The sequence below is a fragment of the Algorimicrobium bowmanii genome (assembly GCF_054031195.1).
In genome coordinates, this window is the sequence record NZ_CM132929.1 from 2522627 (window position 1) to 2540886 (window position 18260).

Below are 18260 nucleotides of genomic sequence, written 5' to 3' on the forward strand. Positions count from 1 at the left end.
TTTATTATTGCTAAAATAAAAAACTAAAATGTATTTAACGGTAATTTTAATTAGGGATATTTAAAAATCCTTACTTTTGAATTTTAAATCATATTTCAAAATGAAAAACATAGTTCTTTTTATTGTTAACTGTCTTCTTTTAAGTGCTTGTCAGGCACAAAAACCTGTCAGTAACGAAACAAATAACAAGCAAGAAACCACACAAACAACTCGTCCAAAATTGGTAGTAGGAATTGTAGTTGACCAAATGCGTTATGACTATTTAACACGCTTTTACGATAAGTACTCAGAAGGTGGTTTTAAACGTATGATGAATGAAGGGTTTAACTGTAAAAACAATCATTTTAATTATATCCCAACCTATACAGGTCCTGGTCATGCATCTGTATTTACTGGTACTACACCAAAATACCACGGAATAATTGCCAATAATTGGTATGATAAAGAAATTGACAAATCTGTTTACTGCGCTAGTGATGACAACTACCAATCAGTTGGAACACTAACTGATGTTGGTCAAATGTCTCCTCAACGTATGCTTACCACTTCTTTTGCTGACGAAAATCGTTTATTTACGCAAATGCAAGGTAAAACAATAGGTATTGCTTTAAAAGATAGAGGAGCCATTCTACCTGCTGGGCATACGGCTAATGCGGCTTATTGGTTTCATGGTAAAGACGAAGGTGCTTGGGTAAGTAGTTCGTTTTATAAATCGGAACTACCTAATTGGGTTGCTGATTTTAATAGTTCTGATGCTGCCGAGTCTTACCTTAAAGAATGGAACACCTTATACCCTATTGAAACGTACACAGAAAGCGGACCAGACTTAAATACTTTTGAAGGAGGATTTAAAGGAAAAGAGACTGCTACGTTTCCTTATGATTTAAAAAAATTACAAGCTACAAACAAAGGCTTTGACATATTAAAAGCTGTAGCCTATGGTAATAGTTTAACGACAGATTTTGCTATTGCTGCTATTGAAGGTGAATCTTTAGGAAGTGATGAAATAACGGACGTTTTAACATTAAGTTATTCAGCTACCGATTATGTAGGACATAATTTTGGTGTTAGCTCCAAAGAAATTCAAGATACCTACTTACGTTTGGACTTAGATATAGAGCGTTTTCTAAAATACCTAGACAACACAATAGGTAAAGGAGAATATACAGTATTTTTAACTGCGGATCATGGCGCGGTGGAAGTTCCAGCTTATTTGGGATCTGTAAACATTCCATCTGGTTACTTACAATACAAAAAAACAAAAGCCAATTTAAATACGTTCATGATGAACACTTATGGTTCTGATAAATTGATTAGTAATATCAGTAATAATCAAATCTTTTTAAACAGAGCTGTCCTTAAAGAATTAAAGCTGAATTTAACTGAAGTTCAAGAAACTTTAGTTAACGAACTAATTACCTATAAAGATGTTTCAAAAGTATATGCCGCATCTACAATAAATAATAATGCTTTTCCAATTGGGATTGAATCCTTATTACAAAACGGCTATAACCAAAAACGTTCTGGAGACATCTTAATAATACCAAATGCAGGCTATTTATCTTACAGTAAAACGGGTTCATCACACGGAAGTGGATACAACTATGACACACATGTCCCTTTATTGTTTTACGGGAAAGGAATTACTCATGGAAGTACTTTAGAAAAAACGGTTATACCAGACATAGCACCTACAATGTCTGCATTACTAGGCATTAATTTCCCTAGTGGCGCAACTGGTAACCCGTTAAATTATGTTATAAAAAAAGAAAATTAAATAGGGTTAAATAAAAGCTTATTTCCTGTATAAGAAGTAATTATTAACAAGCTCGATGTAGGTCTCCTTCGCTTCATTTTCAGTTATTTTCTGAATTTGAAACAAGGCATTCGTTTTAAAAGCACTAATTAATGGTTTGCTACCAATACTTGGGCGACTGTAATCATTTGTCGCTTTTTTATAGTATGCATATAAACGTAATAAAAAATCTGCAGGAAAAGGCTCCTGATGTTCATTTATACGCTCGACAGCTTCTTTAAAGGCGATATCTAATTCTTCTTCTGGAGTCATCTTACTTCTTAGCAATTATACTTTCTGCACCACGTACTTTTTGATTTAAAACCACGTTAATGTTCGTATCTAATGGTAAAAATAAATCTACACGAGAACCAAACTTAATAAATCCAGAATCGCTTCCTTGATTTACTTGTTGACCTTCTTTAGCATAATTTACAATACGCTTAGCTAAAGCTCCAGCTACTTGTCTATATAAAACAGGACCGTAAGTTTCGTTTTCAACAACAACTGTAGTACGTTCGTTTTCCTCACTTGCTTTAGGATGCCAAGCTACTAAATACTTGCCCGGATGATATTTACTATATACAACTTTACCTGCAATTGGGAACCTGGTAACATGTACATTAACAGGCGACATAAAAACACTAACCTGAAGTCGTTTATCATTAAAAAATTCTTTTTCAAAAACTTCTTCAATAACAACAACTTTACCATCTACTGGAGATACAACATGCAAATCGTCGTAACTTGTTTGTCTTTTGGGGTTTCTAAAAAACTGCAATATCAGCAATAAGAACACCAATAGAGCAATCATGATTAACATGTTTAACCAAGGTAAAATAACATAGGTATCTGTTACTAAAAACAACGCTACCACTATGATAAGCGTTCCAAGAATAATTTTATGACCTTCTTTGTGAAACATATTAAATAATTTCTAAAAACAAATGAATAAATGGAGCAGCAAATATAATACTATCTAACCTATCTAACAATCCACCATGACCTGGCATAATTACACCACTGTCTTTAACATTGGCTTGACGTTTAAATTTAGACTCTATTAAATCTCCTAAAGTTCCAAAAACACTAATTATAATAGCTAATATAAGCCAATTGTTGAAACTTAATGTTTCGGTAAAGGTAGCAATAAAATAACTAGCTACCGATGAAAAAAACAAACCGCCAATAAAACCTTCAACCGTTTTTTTAGGGGATATCTTTTCAAATAACTTTTGCTTACCAAAATTTTTACCTACTAAAAAAGCAAATGTATCGTTTACCCAAACTAACACGAAAGCCCCTAATAATATAAGTGGTTTATAGGTGTTATTGTGACTAGCAATAAGTACCAAAAACACGAAAGCACTCGATAAATAAAACGTTGAAATTAAGAAACGTTTGGATATAAATAGCGGTATTTTCTTCTCGGTAAACAAATCTTTAATCAAAATTAATTGAACAAAAACGGTAATAACCTGTAAGATTCTAGTTGCAGCACTTAATCCTGTATCAGAGTTCATGATTACTTGCCAGTAAACAAAAATAAAATACATAACCACAAAAATAACAAAGGGTAGTACAGATCGAAAATTAATTAGCTTTTTAAACTCACCCATACATATTAAGCCAAACACAAAAAACAAGGCAATTAAGGCGTGTTCATTTAACAGAGACACCATTAACAAGGATACATACAATAGCCCTGTAAAGGATCTAATAATAATTTCTTTCATGTGTTAAAGGTCTTCTAAAAGAAGTAAGTATAAATTTTTGGCATTACTGCCGTAACTTAAAAAATCGTTATCCTTTTTGTTTACGGATTTAAAATGCTTTATAGTAGTAATATTGGTAGGTATCTTTCGGGAACTATTACTTTTTATTCCTCGGAGCCCCTCACCGATACTAGCTGTTATTTGACTAGTGGTAGCAAAAACAACAAAATGTTCTGGGAACTCAACAAGTTTTTTCTCGGCTATTTGATTAGAAGAAATTAAAAGCGAGCCGTCATCTGCTATTAAATTTTCGCAAGTGGTTAAAAAATATGCTGCGTCACTACTGTTTCGAGTTATTTGTAAGCCAGATTTTTCAAAACGCATACATAACTGCTCGTCATAAATTAAGACATTATCATCTTCCCAATCGTTCTCTAAAATTATATTATTTAAGCTATCATAAACTTCATCCAAATTTTCACAATACAGAAATTTACCACCATTTTTCTTGAAGTTTATTGTAAACCTCTCATCTATTGGTAATTTAACTTCCGGCATGTATTTGCCACGTTCATTTGTTTTTAATTCATTTTCTGCTTTAGCAGATTTTGAACTAAAAAATCTTTTAAATAGACTCATTTATATATTCGCTATTAAATCCGAGTTTTATGGTGTTTTTCAAATATAAAAAATCTTAAACGAACCATTAGGCTAATTTAAGATTTTAAATAAATGTTAACAGAAAAAAATGAATTATTCTTTATCTTCTTCTGAAAGGGCTATTTGTGGTTCAAAAGAACGTTTTCCAAAGATTTTTTCTAAATTATCTTTAAAAATCACTTCTTTTTCTAAAAGAACATCTGCTAGTTCCGTTAATTTATCTTTATTTTTTTCTAATAAATCAACAGCACGCTTGTATTGCGCTTCAATTATATTTGAAATTTCTTCGTCTATTAACTCCGATGTCTTTTCACTATATGGTTTAGTAAAACCATACTCACTTTGTCCTGAAGAATCATAATAAGTAAGGTTTCCAACTTTCTCACTTAATCCATAAACGGTAACCATAGCACGAGCTTGTTTAGTTACTTTTTCTAAATCGCTTAATGCCCCAGTTGAAATTTTATTAAAAATAACCTGCTCAGCAGCACGACCACCTAAAGCAGCACACATTTCGTCCAGCATTTGGTCTGGTCTAACTATTAAACGTTCTTCCGGCAGGTACCAAGCAGCACCTAAAGAGCGTCCACGCGGCACAATAGTTACTTTCACCAAAGGTGCAGCATGCTCTAACATCCAACTTACAGTTGCATGACCAGCTTCATGAAAGGCAATTGCTTTTTTCTCTTCTGGAGTAATAATTTTATTTTTCTTTTCTAAACCACCTACTATTCTATCAACAGCATCTAGAAAATCTTGTTTATCAACAGCTTTCTTTCCGTTTCTGGCAGCAATTAAAGCAGCTTCGTTACATACATTGGCAATGTCAGCCCCAGAGAATCCTGGTGTTTGTTTGGAAAGAAAATCTACATCTAAATCTTCAGTTTTTTTCAATGGACGTAAATGAACTTCAAAAATTTCTTCACGCTCACGAACATCAGGAAGATCTACAAATATTTGTCTGTCAAAACGACCTGCACGCATTAAAGCCTTATCTAACACATCGGCACGGTTAGTTGCTGCAAGTACTATAACATTGGTATTTGTACCAAACCCATCCATTTCAGTTAACAACTGATTTAAAGTGTTTTCACGTTCATCATTAGAACCTGACATGTTATTTTTTCCTCGAGCACGACCTATCGCATCAATTTCATCAATAAAAATAATAGCTGGCGATTTTTCTTTCGCTTGCTTAAATAAATCACGTACACGTGATGCACCTACACCAACAAACATTTCAACAAAATCAGAACCGGATAATGAGAAAAACGGCACTTTAGCCTCACCAGCAACGGCTTTAGCTAATAAGGTTTTACCAGTACCAGGAGGCCCTACTAATAGCGCTCCTTTAGGTATTTTACCACCTAAGTTGGTATATTTTTCCGGATTTTTAAGAAAATCCACAATCTCTTGAACCTCTTCTTTAGCTCCTTCTAAACCTGCTACATCTTTAAAGGATGTTTTAACATCTGTATTTTCATCAAAAAGTTTAGCTCGCGATTTTCCAATATTGAAAATCTGACCACCAGCTCCGCCTCCAGAACCGCCAGACATACGTCGCATGATAAAAACCCAAACACCTATTAAAAGCACAAATGGTAATAACCCTAAAAGGAAATCACCCCATACATTTTGTTCTGTTTTATACTCTACTTCTGGTTTTGGATTTAAGTTTTCAGACTGTATAACCGTTGCTATGTCATCTTCAAAGTTCTGTAAATCACCAAATTCAAAACGATAGTTTGGTGCTTCTGCAGAGGATGCAAAAAGTGAAGACGGCGTAGACTTCTTATGCACATCTTTAGCTTCAGCCTCTGGTGTTAAATACACTTTAGCCTCACGCTTATTTACTATTTCAACTTTTTCTACATCGCCATCTTTAAGAAATGTCATGAACTGAGAAGGCGTTGTCGGGTTCGAATCCTCAAAACCGCTACCGCCCAAAAAGTTCATAGCTATAATTAGTAAAATAGCACCGCCATAAACCCAATACATATTGAATTTTGGCTTCTTATTTTTATTATTCTTGTTATCTTTTATCATTAATATCTCTTAATAGTTTGTTTCAATTACCGTAATTTTCGCATCGCCCCATAAACTTTCAATATCGTAATACTCACGAGTATGCTTCTGAAATACGTGAACTACAAGGTTCACATAATCCATTAAAACCCACTCAGCATTTTCTGTACCTTCAATATGCCAAGGCTTATCTTTAAGTTCTTTACTTACCTTTTTTTGTATGGAGTTTACTATGGCGTTTACTTGCGTGTTTGAATTTCCTTCACATATTATAAAGTAATCACAAACCGTGTTTTCTATCTCGCGTAAATCTAAAATATTTATCGCTTCTCCTTTTACGTCCTCAATTCCGCTTAAAATAGTTGCAATTAATTGGTCTGCGTTGATTTGTTTTTTTGCCATTCAGTTAATTTAATTTGTGCAAAGTTATTATTTTTTAGTTCTTTATAGCGTAAAAAAATCATAAGATTTTTACAACGTTATCAATAAATCACTTAATGCATATAATCAAACTTGATGCCATCAATTCTACTAACAGTTTTTTAAGAGCTTTAAGTAGTAGTAACAAAATAGAAGATTATACAGTGATTACGGCTAATTACCAATCTAATGGAAGAGGCCAAAGAGGCAGTATTTGGAATTCCGAAAGTGGTAAAAACCTGATGTTTAGCGTTTTTAAAGATATTCCTTTTTTAAAATTTCAGGATAATTTCTACATCAGTATTGTTACATCTTTAGCTTTAGCTAAGACTTTACAACAGTTTTTAATTCCTAAAATTCGTATAAAATGGCCTAACGACATTTTGTCAGAAGACAAAAAAGTTTGTGGTATTCTTATCGAAAACATAATAAAGCAAAATACTTTTGGCGGCACAATAATAGGTATCGGCTTAAATGTAAATCAATTAGAATTTGAAAATCTACCAAACGCGACCTCGCTGCAATTAGTAACAGGAACATCTTTTAACACAGACGAACTATTACATAGTTTTATAAAAAACTTAAAACTTCTTTTTGATGACTTGAAAAACAATCAACAGGTTGCATTAAAAGATGAATATGAGAGTCTGTTGTTTAGAAAAGACAAACCTTCAACTTTTCGCGACCAAAGCGGTCAACTTTTTACAGGCTATATAAAAGGTATTACAAATTCAGGAAGTTTACGCGTTTTGCTTGAAGACGAAATTATAGCTGAATACGAACTTAAAGAACTTACCCTACTCTATTAAACAGCCGCTGGCATATTTGTTACCAATGTTTCAATAAATTTCGTAATAGGGCCTTTAATCATCATTCCCATCATAGGATTGAAATCGCCGCTAAACTGTAAGTAAACATCGGTGGTATCGGCAGAAACTTCTGTAAGATGTCCTGTTAAAGAAAAATCTAATTTTCCACCAGCAGCACCAAGTACAATTTTACTATTCGGAACAACTTTCTTTTTTTTCAAAACTATTTCCGGCATGCCTTTTAAAGCAAATAAAAATTTATCATCGCCTAAAACTTCAAACTTACTAATGTTTTCAGGCATTAGTTTTTCAAAATTCTTAACATCAGATAAAAAATTAAAAACAGTTTCTGGTGATTTATTTATTGTTGTTTTTGGTGATTCTAAATTCATAATATAATTTTAAAAAAATTCAATTTACAACTATCAATTAGCATTCCATTCTATTGGATTAGCATTCCAAGTTGCTAAAATACCTTGTTCTTTAGTAGAAATATAGTTGGTATCATATGCTTGCTCTAACAACGAGTCATAATCACTTAATGTTGTTAAGTTAACTTGCTCTTTCTCAAAATTTTCTTTTGAAACATTAAAGCCATAAGTAAAGATAGCTATCATACCTTTTACATTTACTTGACTTTCTTTAAGAGCACGAACAGCATTTAAACTACTTTTCCCAGTACTTATTAAATCTTCAACCACAACAACATTCTGTCCTGATTCTAAGTGACCCTCTATTTGGTTTTGTCGTCCATGACTTTTAGCCTCTGGTCTAACATAAACAAATGGCAATCCTAAATACTCAGCTACCAACATACCAATACCTATGGCACCAGTAGCAACACCTGCAATAACATCGGGTTTCCCGTATTGCTTTTCAATTTGTTTAGCCATCGTCTCACGAATATAATTTCGGATTGGCGGATAGGAAAGAACAATTCTATTATCGCAATAAATTGGGGATTTCCATCCAGATGCCCATGTAAAAGGATCCTTTGGCTGTAATTTAATTGCATTTACCTGAAGTAGTACTTCGGCAGTTTTTCTGGCGGTGTGTTTATTGAAAATCATAGTGGCAAAATTACACATTTTTACGATATCTACATTTTTAAATTTAGAATAAAATTTATTTTTTAATCCTAGAGGAATCCTTCTTTTTTTTTAATATTTTTACAACTACTAATTGCAACAACAGACCCTATGTATAAAGTATTTGTTAATGATAAACCAATTATCTTAACAACAGAAGTTGAAAAAGAAGCCGCTTTTAAAAACTACTTATTAAAATCTGTTTCAATGACGAAAGTAATTAACGAACTCAGCAAAAAGTCTGTTAAAGAAGTTCATCTTGTTCATGCCAAAGAAGAAAAACTTCTTAAAAAATTTCTAAAAAAACTGCCTAACGTAGTAGCTGGTGGCGGCAAAGTATATAACGATAAAGGTGAGATTTTATTTATTTACAGAAACGATAAATGGGATCTTCCTAAAGGAAAGGCTGAAAAAAAAGAAACAATTGAAGACACTGCCATTCGTGAAGTTGAAGAAGAAACAGGGGTTAAAAATTTAAAAATAACCAAACCTCTTGAAACTACATATCACCTATTTAAACGCAACGGAAAATATAAAATAAAAATCACCCATTGGTTTGAAATGACCACAACATATTCAGATGTTTTAAAACCTCAAGAAAATGAAGGCATAACGAAAGTTTCATGGTTAAATGAAACCGAAGCTAATGATGCTTTAAAAAACAGCTACGCCAATATTAAATTATTATTTTAAACTTCAACTAGCTTAAAAAACTACAACTTAATACGATACACAGGGTATTGCTTATAAGCGGACTCATAATTTTCTGAGCGTTCATACAGCCAATTTAACTGAGCATACCAATTGCTTGCAAATTGTTGGTCGGTTTGCTTCTTTTTATTAAACTCTAATTTCAAATCGGCATTTGAATCTAATAAAGCTTGAGCAGTATCTTCAAACACATAAGGAGAGAATCCTTCTTTTTTCTGTAATATAGTATCAAAAAAATTCCAATTAAAAAAAGAATCTGGCGCTTCTGGTTCTAAAGTTTCTAATAAATAGCGAATACCTTTTTGATTAGTTGAAATCCAATAATCTCCCTTTCTAAAAGATTGTTCTACTTCTGAAACCTCCACTGTTGTATTGTAATGCTGATAATGTCCTTCATACGGATTTTTACGAGTTTCAAACTCAGATATCCTATACGATTCAACGGAAAGAACGGTATCTCTTTTAAATTGGTTAAGTTTAATATCATTCAGTTTTAACAGCTTAATAACGCGATGCCAACCTTGAGGAATAACGTAAGCTTCAGGTACTGAAACCACAGTTGTAGGCTGAAAGTAATTTTGGTAAACAATGGGTTTTTCAAACGGTTTTTCTCTATTGTACTTTAAACGCTGTTTTCCTGTTACAGAGCTTTCTATCACTTCCCCCTCAAAACCCTTGAAGTTTAAAACGGTAGATTTAGTCGTATCTATTTCCCAATTTAAAGGGTAAGTTTTACAATTGTTAAATGACTGAAAAGCAGATTCACGCCATTTAGAAATTTGCTCTCCCTCTGCTTCAACAACCGTAATCATACTTTTCATTAATTGATAGGTTCCTTTAACACGAGACTTGTAAGGTTTTAACATATGCGTTTCTACCATTAAGCCTATTACATTCCAAAGTGTTGTATAACCAGTTGAATACCTTGGATAGTCCATAAACTGACTAAACCCGGTTTCAGGAACTTGATTAAACACATTCACATAAGGTGTAATATCCCAATCATGAGCTTTTAAATCGGCTTCCAATTCAGGCATAATAGTTTCGTGTAAATAGACTCCTAACTGACCTCCAAGTTTATTATGCTGAGTAAACAAATGGGTTAAAGTATACTGATAATCAGCACCGTTACTCACATGATTATCAATAAAAACATCTGGTTTTACATAATGAAAAATTTTAGCAAAGGTCTTTGCGTTCTCCGTATCACTTTTTATAAAGTCACGATTTAAATCATAATTTTGTGAGTTTCCACGAAAACCATAAGCTTTTGGTCCATTTTGATTTGCTCGCGTTCCTGTATTCCGATTTAAACTCCCTCCTACATTATATATAGGTATTGTAACTAAAACTGTTTTTTGAGGTGATGGTATTTTACCCATAGCTAAATCACGATATAACATCATAGTCGCATCAATACCATCACTTTCTCCTGGATGAATACCGTTATTAATTAATAAAATTCGTTTGTTATCATGAATGTTATCGAAGTTAAATTCAGCATCCGGATTAAAAATTACAATGTGCAAAGGCTCCCCTGAATCGGTCATACCAATGGTTTCCATATGAATTTTTGGATATTCATTTGCGAGTGCCTTATAAAACTTAATAGTCTCCTTATAAGTAGCTGTTTCGGTTCCATTACTCCTTTCGAAAATGGTAATAAAATTAGCAGAAGGATTTTGCGCATATAAAGAACTGAAAGTCAATAAAATGACTAATACTGAAGTGAATCGAACCATTTTTTTTAATTTAACGGGTAAACTTAATCAATTTATAACAATATAATCTTGTACGTATTCAGATTAACTGTATTTTTGCAGCTTCAAAAAAAATAAAGATGAATCAATTTTTCCAAAAATTCACTAGCAATCCAAAAAACGATATTTTAAGTGGTATAACAGTTTCATTAGCAATGATTCCTGAAGTTGTAGCTTTCGCTTTTGTTGCGCAAATAGACCCTTTAATGGCACTATCTGGTGCTTTTATTGTAGGTTTAATAGCCGCTATTTTTGGAGGTAGACCTGGTTTAATTTCTGGTGCAGCAGGTGCAGTTGCTGTTATTTTTGTTACCATGATTGCAGACGGACACACCAAAGGCATGCTCTTTGATCAACCAATTGAAAACATGGGTTTTTTCTACTTAATGGCCTGTGTAATTCTTATGGGGATAATACAAATATTAGCAGGTGTATTTAAGTTAGGTCGCTTTGTTAGACTTATTCCTCACCCTGTAATGCTTGGATTTGTTAACGGGTTAGCTATTGTTATTTTTTGGGCACAAGTTAAAATGTTTTCTCACAAAACATTGGAAGTTACTTCTGAAGGCGTAAAAACATATGTAAGTACCTTCATGCAAGGTTCGGAGTTATATTTAATGATTGCCTTAGTACTATTAACTATGGGAATTATTTGGGGATTACCAAAAATCACAAAAAAAATACCAGCTGCATTAACAGCTATATTAATTACAACGTTAGTCACTATTGGGTTTAATTTAGATGTATCGACTGTTGGATCTTACATAATAGAAGGTGGCGGAACAGGCTTAAAAGGAGAATTTCCAACACCTAATTTAGAACTTTGGGAAAAACTACCTTTTAATTTAGACACACTTAAATTCATACTTCCATATGCCTTTTTAGCTGCTTCAGTTGGACTTATAGAATCGCTTATGACCATGAATTTAGTTGACGAACTTACCGATACTAGAGGTAACGGTGACAAGGAATGTATTGCTCAAGGCGCTGGAAATATTATGTCTGGACTTTTTGGAGGAACTGGAGGCTGCGGTATGATTGGTCAAACAGTAATTAATATCAATGCAGGTGGACGCGGACGCTTATCCGGAATAATGATGGCAACAACCTTATTAACCTTCATTCTTTTTACTGATAAATTAATTGAGCAAGTACCTATTGCCGCATTAGTTGGCGTCATGTTTATCATGGTAATTGAAACATTTGCTTGGTCTAGTTTCCGAATCATTAAAAAAATACCGGTTTCAGATGCTGTAGTATTAATAATTGTTTCAACAGTAACTGTTATTTTCGATTTAGCAATTGCTGTTTTTGTAGGGGTTATTATCTCGGCTTTATCTTTTGCTTGGGAAAATGCAAAACGCATTCGTGCCCGTAAACGTTTACGTGCCGATGGAACTAAAGTTTATGAAATTTGGGGACCATTATTCTTTGGAAGTATTACGGCTTTTAACGAAAAATTTGATGTGAAGAATGACCCTAAAAATGTTGAAATTGATTTTGTTGAATCCCGCATTAGCGATCATTCTGCATTAGAAGCTATTTTTAATTTAGTTAAAAAGTATGAAGCCGAAGGTAAATCAATAAAACTAAAACACTTAAGTGAAGATTGTAAACTCTTACTTTGTAAAGCAAGTCCAAAATTTCAGGAAGTTATTATAGAAGACGTTGACGATCCTCGGTACCATTTAGCTGCTAATCCGGAAGAATTTCCAAACCCGCTTTCAGAGTATAAGTTCTAATAAACACCTGTGTAAACCAGAAATACAATTTAAGCACAGTGTCAGTCATCGAATTTATTTGCACTTTTTTTCTTTTAAACTACTAAAATTGGGTCTTACACGATTAATTTTTGCTGTATAATTCTTCTTTCGAATCTTTACGGTCTATTAATTAATCCATATCCTAATGAAAAAATTTACAAAATTTATTTTTCCGAGTTTATGTGCTATCGCAACATCTTTCTCGGTTAATGCATCTAACAATTTAGATGACCCTAAACCAATTGAAACAAACCCTATTAATTACTTTCCCACAGAAGAATGTTATGCTTCTGAAGTAGTTGATTTCCAACAAGGATTGTTAGCTAACGGTAACACTATTGAACCAGGTCGTTCAAACCCTCTTATGGCCTTAAGCCAACCAGATGCTTCAAATGCTGATGGAGGTTTCGTTTCTTTAGGTGTTGACGGTTATATTATTCTTGGCTTTGATGGCGTTGTTTATGACGCTCCCGGAGATGACTTAATGATTTATGAAACATCATTTAATGGTGATGAGTGCTTCAGCAATTCAGAAAAAGCCATGGTTGAATTATCTCAAGATGGATCAACTTGGGTTTCTTACGGTGAAATCTGTTTAGACGAAGCTATTGATTTTTCAAGTCTTGGTCTAGAATACGTATCTCAAATAAAACTAACAAACACATCTGAAACGGCTAACTCTCCTGATGGGTATGATATAGATGGTGTTGTTGCTATTAATGGTTGTCAAGAATTGGTTCAAGAATGTTACGCAGCTGCTGTAATATCTTACACACCTGCTTTAATGAGTAATGGTGAAGCTATGACAAACCCATTAAGAATCAACCCAGCAAAAGCATTAGGTGAGCCAGAAAATGATGAATCAGAAAACTTTGTATCCCTTGGATATGGAGGTGAAATTGTTATTGGTTTTGACGGTGTTGTTATGAATGAAGCTGGTGACGATTTAACTATTTTTGAAACTACTTTTGGTGATTATACATTTGCTGAATACCCAGAATCTGCTGATGTATTTGTATCTCAAAACGGTGTAGATTTCTACTTTATTGGTTCTGCTTACACAAGTCAGCCAGCAATGCTTGATATTGACAATGCTTTAACACCAAACCCTTTAGCTTACATCACTCAAGTAAAATTAGTAGACACAACTCCTGAAGGATCTAGATCAGGTGACGGTTACGACCTTGATGCTGTTGTTGCAATTAATGGTTGTAGTGAAGCTCCTCAAGTAAATTATGCAACTTGTTCTGCTTCAGAATTATTAGAATATAACGAAGGTACTACAATTTCAGGTGGTGGTATTGACGGTGTTAGAACTGAAAACCCAGAAAACGTACTTGGTTACCCAGAATACTTAAATGAATACGGTGTTTTCACAACGTTAGGTTACGGAGGAAGTGTTGTATTAGCTTTTGACGGTGCTGTTTATAATCGTCCAGGTGCAGATTTATTATTTGTTGAAACATCTTTTAATCAAACTGATGGATGTGGAAACTATCCTGAATTTGCTGATGTATATGTTTCTTTTGACAACTATAGCTGGCACATGGCAGGAACTGTTTGTAAAGAAAATAATACAGTTGACATTTCTGATGCAGGAAACTTCGAGTACATCAATTATGTAAAAGTTGTAAATAACGATGAGTTATCAGTAACTCACGATGCTTACGACTTAGATGGTGTTATTATTGTAGGAACATGTAATTCTCTATCTGGCGCAAATCCAGTTTTAACTGCTACAGATGCTGTAGAAGAAGGAATGAATGTTTCAATCTATCCAAACCCTGTAACTACTGGTGCTACTATTAATTTTGTTGCTTCAGAAAATGGAAATGCTAACATTGAATTATTTAACCATTTTGGTAGAAATGTATTTACAATATTCAACCAAGAGGTTGTAGCTGGCCGTGAGTATCAAGCTGATTTTAGCGCTTACAACTTAGCTAGAGGTATTTACATCTGTAAGATTACAAACAATAATATTACAAAAACTAAAAAAATAATCATTTCTAACTAAGGAAAGTATTATTTAAATAATATAAAAAAGCTGTCTTAATAGACAGCTTTTTTTATGCTTTGTAAATTCAAGTATTTAAAGTTTCAGGAGTAAATTAAAACCTTTAGCTCCAACTCTATTCAGAAATAAGAGTCTGATTTTGGAGCAACAAAAATGCTCCTTACTTAACTGTTACGCTATTTGGTACCAGAACTCTGTAATTACCATTATTTCGAATAACATCACGAACAATGCTAGAGCTAATAAAAGATGTTTTTGCAGCTGTAAGCAAGAATACCGTTTCAATTTTAGATAGCCTTCTATTTGTATGAGCAATGGCTTTTTCAAATTCAAAATCGGCTGGATTTCTTAATCCACGTAGAATAAACCCTGCATCAATCTCTTTACAGAAATCAATAGTCATCCCTTCATAAGTTACCACTTTCACTTTAGGCTCGTCTTTAAACGCTTCTTCAATAAATTTCTTACGTTCTTCTAAAGAAAACATATAGTTTTTATCACCATTAATACCAATAGCAACGACTATCTCATCAAATAAATGGATGCCTCGAGTGATTATATCATAATGCCCTAATGTCAAAGGATCAAAAGACCCAGGAAATAATGCTTTTTTCATATGCTGTACCTAATAACAGGTTTTTTAATTTTGATATACTAAATATATGAAATTTTAAATATTCTTGTATAATGATTATTTCAGAGCTTCTTCAATAGCATTTTGAAACAACTGCTCTAAAGATATTCCAGCTGCCTCGGCTTGTTGAGGCAAAATACTTGCCTTTGTTAATCCTGGTATAGTGTTTATTTCTAATAAATGTGGTTCACCATCTTTAAAAATATATTCACTCCTAGAAAATCCTGTCATCTTCAAAAGCTCATATACTTTTTTAGCTAAAACTCGTACTTTATCTGCATCAGATTCAGAAATACGTGCTGGAGTAATTTCTTGTGACTCCCCTAAATATTTTGCTTCATAATCGAAAAAATCATTCTCGCTTACAATCTCTGTTATAGGCAGCACTTTTGTTTCTCCTTTATAAGAAATAACACCAACAGACACCTCTGTGCCATCTAAAAACGACTCTATAATAACTTCGTCATCTTCTTTATACGCAATTTCTAAAGCTGATTTAAAATCTTCTTTTTTATAAACCTTAGAAATCCCAAAACTACTTCCCGCTCTGTTAGCTTTAACAAAACAAGGTAATCCCACTTTTTCTATAATTGCATCTTCATCAACTACATCTCCAAAATTTATATAATAACTCTCAGCTGTTTTAATACCATACGGTTTTAGGACACTTAAACAATCGCGTTTATTAAACGTGAGAGCCGCTTGATACATACCACAACTTGTATGCGGTATTTTTAAAAGCTCTAAATACGCTTGCATGTACCCATCTTCACCTGGCGCACCATGAATGGCATTAAAAACACAATCGAAAATAATTTTTTGTCCTGCTATTGTAACAGAAAAGTCATTTTTATCAATAGGTATTTCTTGATTATCATTAGCAACATACACCCACTTATCTTCAAAAACATGAATCCTATAAGCATTGTAGATACCTAATCCATTTAACGCATTATAAACTACGTTTCCGCTTTTAAGGGAAATCTCATACTCACTAGAGTACCCTCCCATTATTATGGCAATATTTTTTTTCATTTGCAGCGACTCTTAAAAAGAGTAATTTATTATAAATTTACACCTACATTTAGTCTAAAACTAAAGGCTACACGTATGTAATATTAGTAAAGCGAAAATATCACTAATAAATCAAAACTAAAAACAGTTCTGTTTTTATATATTTGTCCAACAAATACATTTCCATGAGTTTTATAAAATTCCTGACAAGCAAAACATTTATAACACAAATCATACTAGCCGTAGTTGGTCTTGTTATTTTATGTTTCCTGCTATTAAAATGGTTAAACATATCTACAAATCACGGACAGTTTGAAACGGTTCCTGATTTAAAAGGTAAATCTCTTAGCGTTGCACAAATTGAACTAAATGAAAACAATTTACGATTAGAGGTGTTAGATTCTTCTAATTTCAATCCTGATTACCCTCAGTTTTCAGTTATAGAACAAGACCCTGTTTCAGGCGAAAAAGTAAAAGACAATCGTAAAATATATGTAACCCTTAATCCTTCGGGGTACAGAAAAGTAAAAATACCAAACTTAAAAGAAAAAACTTTCCGTCAAGCTAAACCTACCCTAGAAGCTTTGGGCTTCGTTATTGGAGAAATAACTTACACCGATTACTTAGGTGAAAATGAAGTTGTAGAATTACAATATAAAGGGAAAGAAATAAAAGAAGGTGATGAATTACCTAAAACATCTAAAATTGATGTAGTTTTAGGTAACGGAAACAGACCAGGCTCAAATTAATTATGGCAGACTATACTCCAGAACAACAAAACGCTGATGACGAATTATACGAGCATTATGCATTTACTGCCGAAAAAGGCCAAACACCACTTCGTATTGATAAATACTTAATGAATTTTATTGAAAACGCTACGCGTAATAAAATTCAAGCTGCAGCAAAAAGCGGCAACATTTATGTAAACGATCAAGTTGTTAAATCTAATTACAAAGTTAAGCCTCTAGATAAGATACGCGTTCTATTTGAACATCCGCCTTATGAGTATTTACTTACCCCAGAGAATATTCCTTTGAATATTGTTTATGAAGATGACGATTTATTGGTTGTAAACAAAGAACCGGGCATGGTTGTACACCCAGGTCATGGCAATTATTCTGGAACCTTAATAAATGCTTTAATTTATCATTTTGATAATCTACCGAATAATTCCAGTAACCGACCAGGTTTAGTACACAGAATAGATAAAGATACTAGCGGACTGCTTGTTATTGCTAAAAATGAAGAAGCGATGACTCATTTATCAAAACAATTTTTTGATAAAACTAGCGAACGAGAGTACGTTGCTATTGCATGGGGGAACATGGAAGAAGACGAAGGCACTATAGAAGGCAATATTGGAAGACATCCTAAAAACAGATTGCAAAACACTGTTTATTTAGATGATGAAAGCGATAAAGGGAAACCTGCTGTAACGCACTACAAAGTTATAGAACGCTTAGGCTATGTAACCTTAGTTTCATGCAAATTAGAAACAGGACGTACTCATCAAATTCGTGTTCATATGAAACATATTGGCCATACTTTATTTAACGATGAACGCTATGGCGGCGAACGCATTTTAAAAGGTACCACATTCACAAAATACCGTCAGTTTGTAGAAAACTGCTTTAAGGCATTACCTCGTCAAGCATTACACGCAAAAACACTAGGCTTTAAACACCCTAGAACAGGAGAAATGATGCGTTTTGATTCTGAAATCCCTCAGGATATGCAAAATTGTATTGAGAAGTGGCGTAATTATTCTAAGCATCAAGATAACGAATAAATTTTCTTTATAGTTTTATAAGAAAGAATAAAGTCAGGAATACATTTTTATGCCAAG

Annotated in this window: 18 protein-coding genes; 7 read left to right on the forward strand and 11 right to left on the reverse strand. The window is 33.3% G+C overall.

Annotation, left to right across the window (positions count from 1 at the left end; genetic code table 11):
• Positions 1–100 precede the first annotated feature (100 nt).
• Positions 101–1777 carry an alkaline phosphatase PafA gene (gene pafA, locus ACW5R3_RS11355; protein ID WP_456577132.1) on the forward strand — a complete coding sequence of 559 codons (1677 nt, stop codon included), beginning with the start codon at positions 101–103 and terminating at the stop codon, positions 1775–1777.
• 18 nt (positions 1778–1795) lie between these two features.
• Here pafA and ACW5R3_RS11360 read toward each other — a convergent pair whose 3' ends face one another.
• The 6 genes from ACW5R3_RS11360 to rsfS form a co-directional block, all read right to left on the reverse strand.
• Positions 1796–2068 carry an acyl-CoA-binding protein gene (locus ACW5R3_RS11360; RefSeq protein ID WP_456577133.1) on the reverse strand — a complete coding sequence of 91 codons (273 nt, stop codon included), beginning with the start codon at positions 2066–2068 and terminating at the stop codon, positions 1796–1798.
• A gap of 1 nt (position 2069) precedes the next feature.
• Entirely contained in the window at positions 2070–2720 is a 651-nt protein-coding gene (locus ACW5R3_RS11365) for a phosphatidylserine decarboxylase family protein (protein ID WP_456577134.1), read from the reverse strand.
• A 1-nt stretch (position 2721) separates the two neighbouring features.
• Positions 2722–3531, reverse strand: a complete 810-nt coding sequence (locus ACW5R3_RS11370; RefSeq protein ID WP_456577135.1) for a phosphatidate cytidylyltransferase — start codon at positions 3529–3531, stop codon at positions 2722–2724.
• Between the two features lie 3 nt (positions 3532–3534).
• Complete coding sequence (locus ACW5R3_RS11375; protein WP_456577136.1) at positions 3535–4149, reverse strand: LUD domain-containing protein; 615 nt, start codon at positions 4147–4149, stop codon at positions 3535–3537.
• Between the two features lie 114 nt (positions 4150–4263).
• Positions 4264–6216: an ATP-dependent zinc metalloprotease FtsH gene (ftsH, locus tag ACW5R3_RS11380; RefSeq protein ID WP_456577137.1), complete on the reverse strand. Its 1953-nt coding sequence runs from the start codon at positions 6214–6216 to the stop codon at positions 4264–4266.
• A gap of 9 nt (positions 6217–6225) precedes the next feature.
• Entirely contained in the window at positions 6226–6597 is a 372-nt protein-coding gene (gene rsfS / locus ACW5R3_RS11385; RefSeq protein ID WP_456577138.1) for a ribosome silencing factor, read from the reverse strand.
• 95 nt (positions 6598–6692) lie between these two features.
• Here rsfS and ACW5R3_RS11390 point away from each other — a divergent pair, with 95 nt between their 5' ends.
• Positions 6693–7424 carry a biotin--[acetyl-CoA-carboxylase] ligase gene (locus ACW5R3_RS11390; RefSeq protein WP_456577139.1) on the forward strand — a complete coding sequence of 244 codons (732 nt, stop codon included), beginning with the start codon at positions 6693–6695 and terminating at the stop codon, positions 7422–7424.
• On the opposite strand, the gene ACW5R3_RS11395 is transcribed toward ACW5R3_RS11390, so the two are convergent.
• Together ACW5R3_RS11395 and pyrE are read right to left on the reverse strand one after the other, a co-directional pair.
• The gene (locus ACW5R3_RS11395) at positions 7421–7816 is read right to left on the reverse strand and encodes an SRPBCC family protein (protein ID WP_456577140.1); all 396 of its coding nucleotides are present in this window, start codon (positions 7814–7816) and stop codon (positions 7421–7423) included. The genes ACW5R3_RS11390 and ACW5R3_RS11395 overlap by 4 nt on opposite strands.
• A 33-nt stretch (positions 7817–7849) precedes the next feature.
• Positions 7850–8494, reverse strand: coding sequence for an orotate phosphoribosyltransferase (gene pyrE / locus ACW5R3_RS11400; protein WP_456577141.1), 645 nt, complete (start codon positions 8492–8494; stop codon positions 7850–7852).
• A 129-nt stretch (positions 8495–8623) separates the two neighbouring features.
• Here pyrE and ACW5R3_RS11405 point away from each other — a divergent pair, with 129 nt between their 5' ends.
• Positions 8624–9205 carry an NUDIX hydrolase gene (locus tag ACW5R3_RS11405; RefSeq protein WP_456577142.1) on the forward strand — a complete coding sequence of 194 codons (582 nt, stop codon included), beginning with the start codon at positions 8624–8626 and terminating at the stop codon, positions 9203–9205.
• A 20-nt stretch (positions 9206–9225) separates the two neighbouring features.
• On the opposite strand, the gene ACW5R3_RS11410 is transcribed toward ACW5R3_RS11405, so the two are convergent.
• Positions 9226–10965 carry a M14 family metallopeptidase gene (locus ACW5R3_RS11410; protein WP_456577143.1) on the reverse strand — a complete coding sequence of 580 codons (1740 nt, stop codon included), beginning with the start codon at positions 10963–10965 and terminating at the stop codon, positions 9226–9228.
• A 98-nt stretch (positions 10966–11063) separates the two neighbouring features.
• On the opposite strand from ACW5R3_RS11410, the gene ACW5R3_RS11415 reads away from it, so the two are divergent.
• Positions 11064–12725: a SulP family inorganic anion transporter gene (locus ACW5R3_RS11415; RefSeq protein WP_456577144.1), complete on the forward strand. Its 1662-nt coding sequence runs from the start codon at positions 11064–11066 to the stop codon at positions 12723–12725.
• A 166-nt stretch (positions 12726–12891) separates the two neighbouring features.
• Complete coding sequence (locus ACW5R3_RS11420) at positions 12892–14763, forward strand: T9SS type A sorting domain-containing protein (RefSeq protein WP_456577145.1); 1872 nt, start codon at positions 12892–12894, stop codon at positions 14761–14763.
• Between the two features lie 160 nt (positions 14764–14923).
• Here ACW5R3_RS11420 and coaD read toward each other — a convergent pair whose 3' ends face one another.
• Positions 14924–15379 carry a pantetheine-phosphate adenylyltransferase gene (gene coaD / locus ACW5R3_RS11425; RefSeq protein ID WP_456577146.1) on the reverse strand — a complete coding sequence of 152 codons (456 nt, stop codon included), beginning with the start codon at positions 15377–15379 and terminating at the stop codon, positions 14924–14926.
• Between the two features lie 75 nt (positions 15380–15454).
• Positions 15455–16432, reverse strand: coding sequence for a D-alanine--D-alanine ligase (locus tag ACW5R3_RS11430; protein ID WP_456577147.1), 978 nt, complete (start codon positions 16430–16432; stop codon positions 15455–15457).
• A 164-nt stretch (positions 16433–16596) separates the two neighbouring features.
• Between ACW5R3_RS11430 and ACW5R3_RS11435 the strand changes: the two genes are divergently transcribed.
• The gene (locus tag ACW5R3_RS11435; protein WP_456577148.1) at positions 16597–17160 is read left to right on the forward strand and encodes a PASTA domain-containing protein; all 564 of its coding nucleotides are present in this window, start codon (positions 16597–16599) and stop codon (positions 17158–17160) included.
• Between the two features lie 2 nt (positions 17161–17162).
• Entirely contained in the window at positions 17163–18203 is a 1041-nt protein-coding gene (locus ACW5R3_RS11440) for an RluA family pseudouridine synthase (RefSeq protein ID WP_456577149.1), read from the forward strand.
• Positions 18204–18260 lie beyond the last annotated feature (57 nt).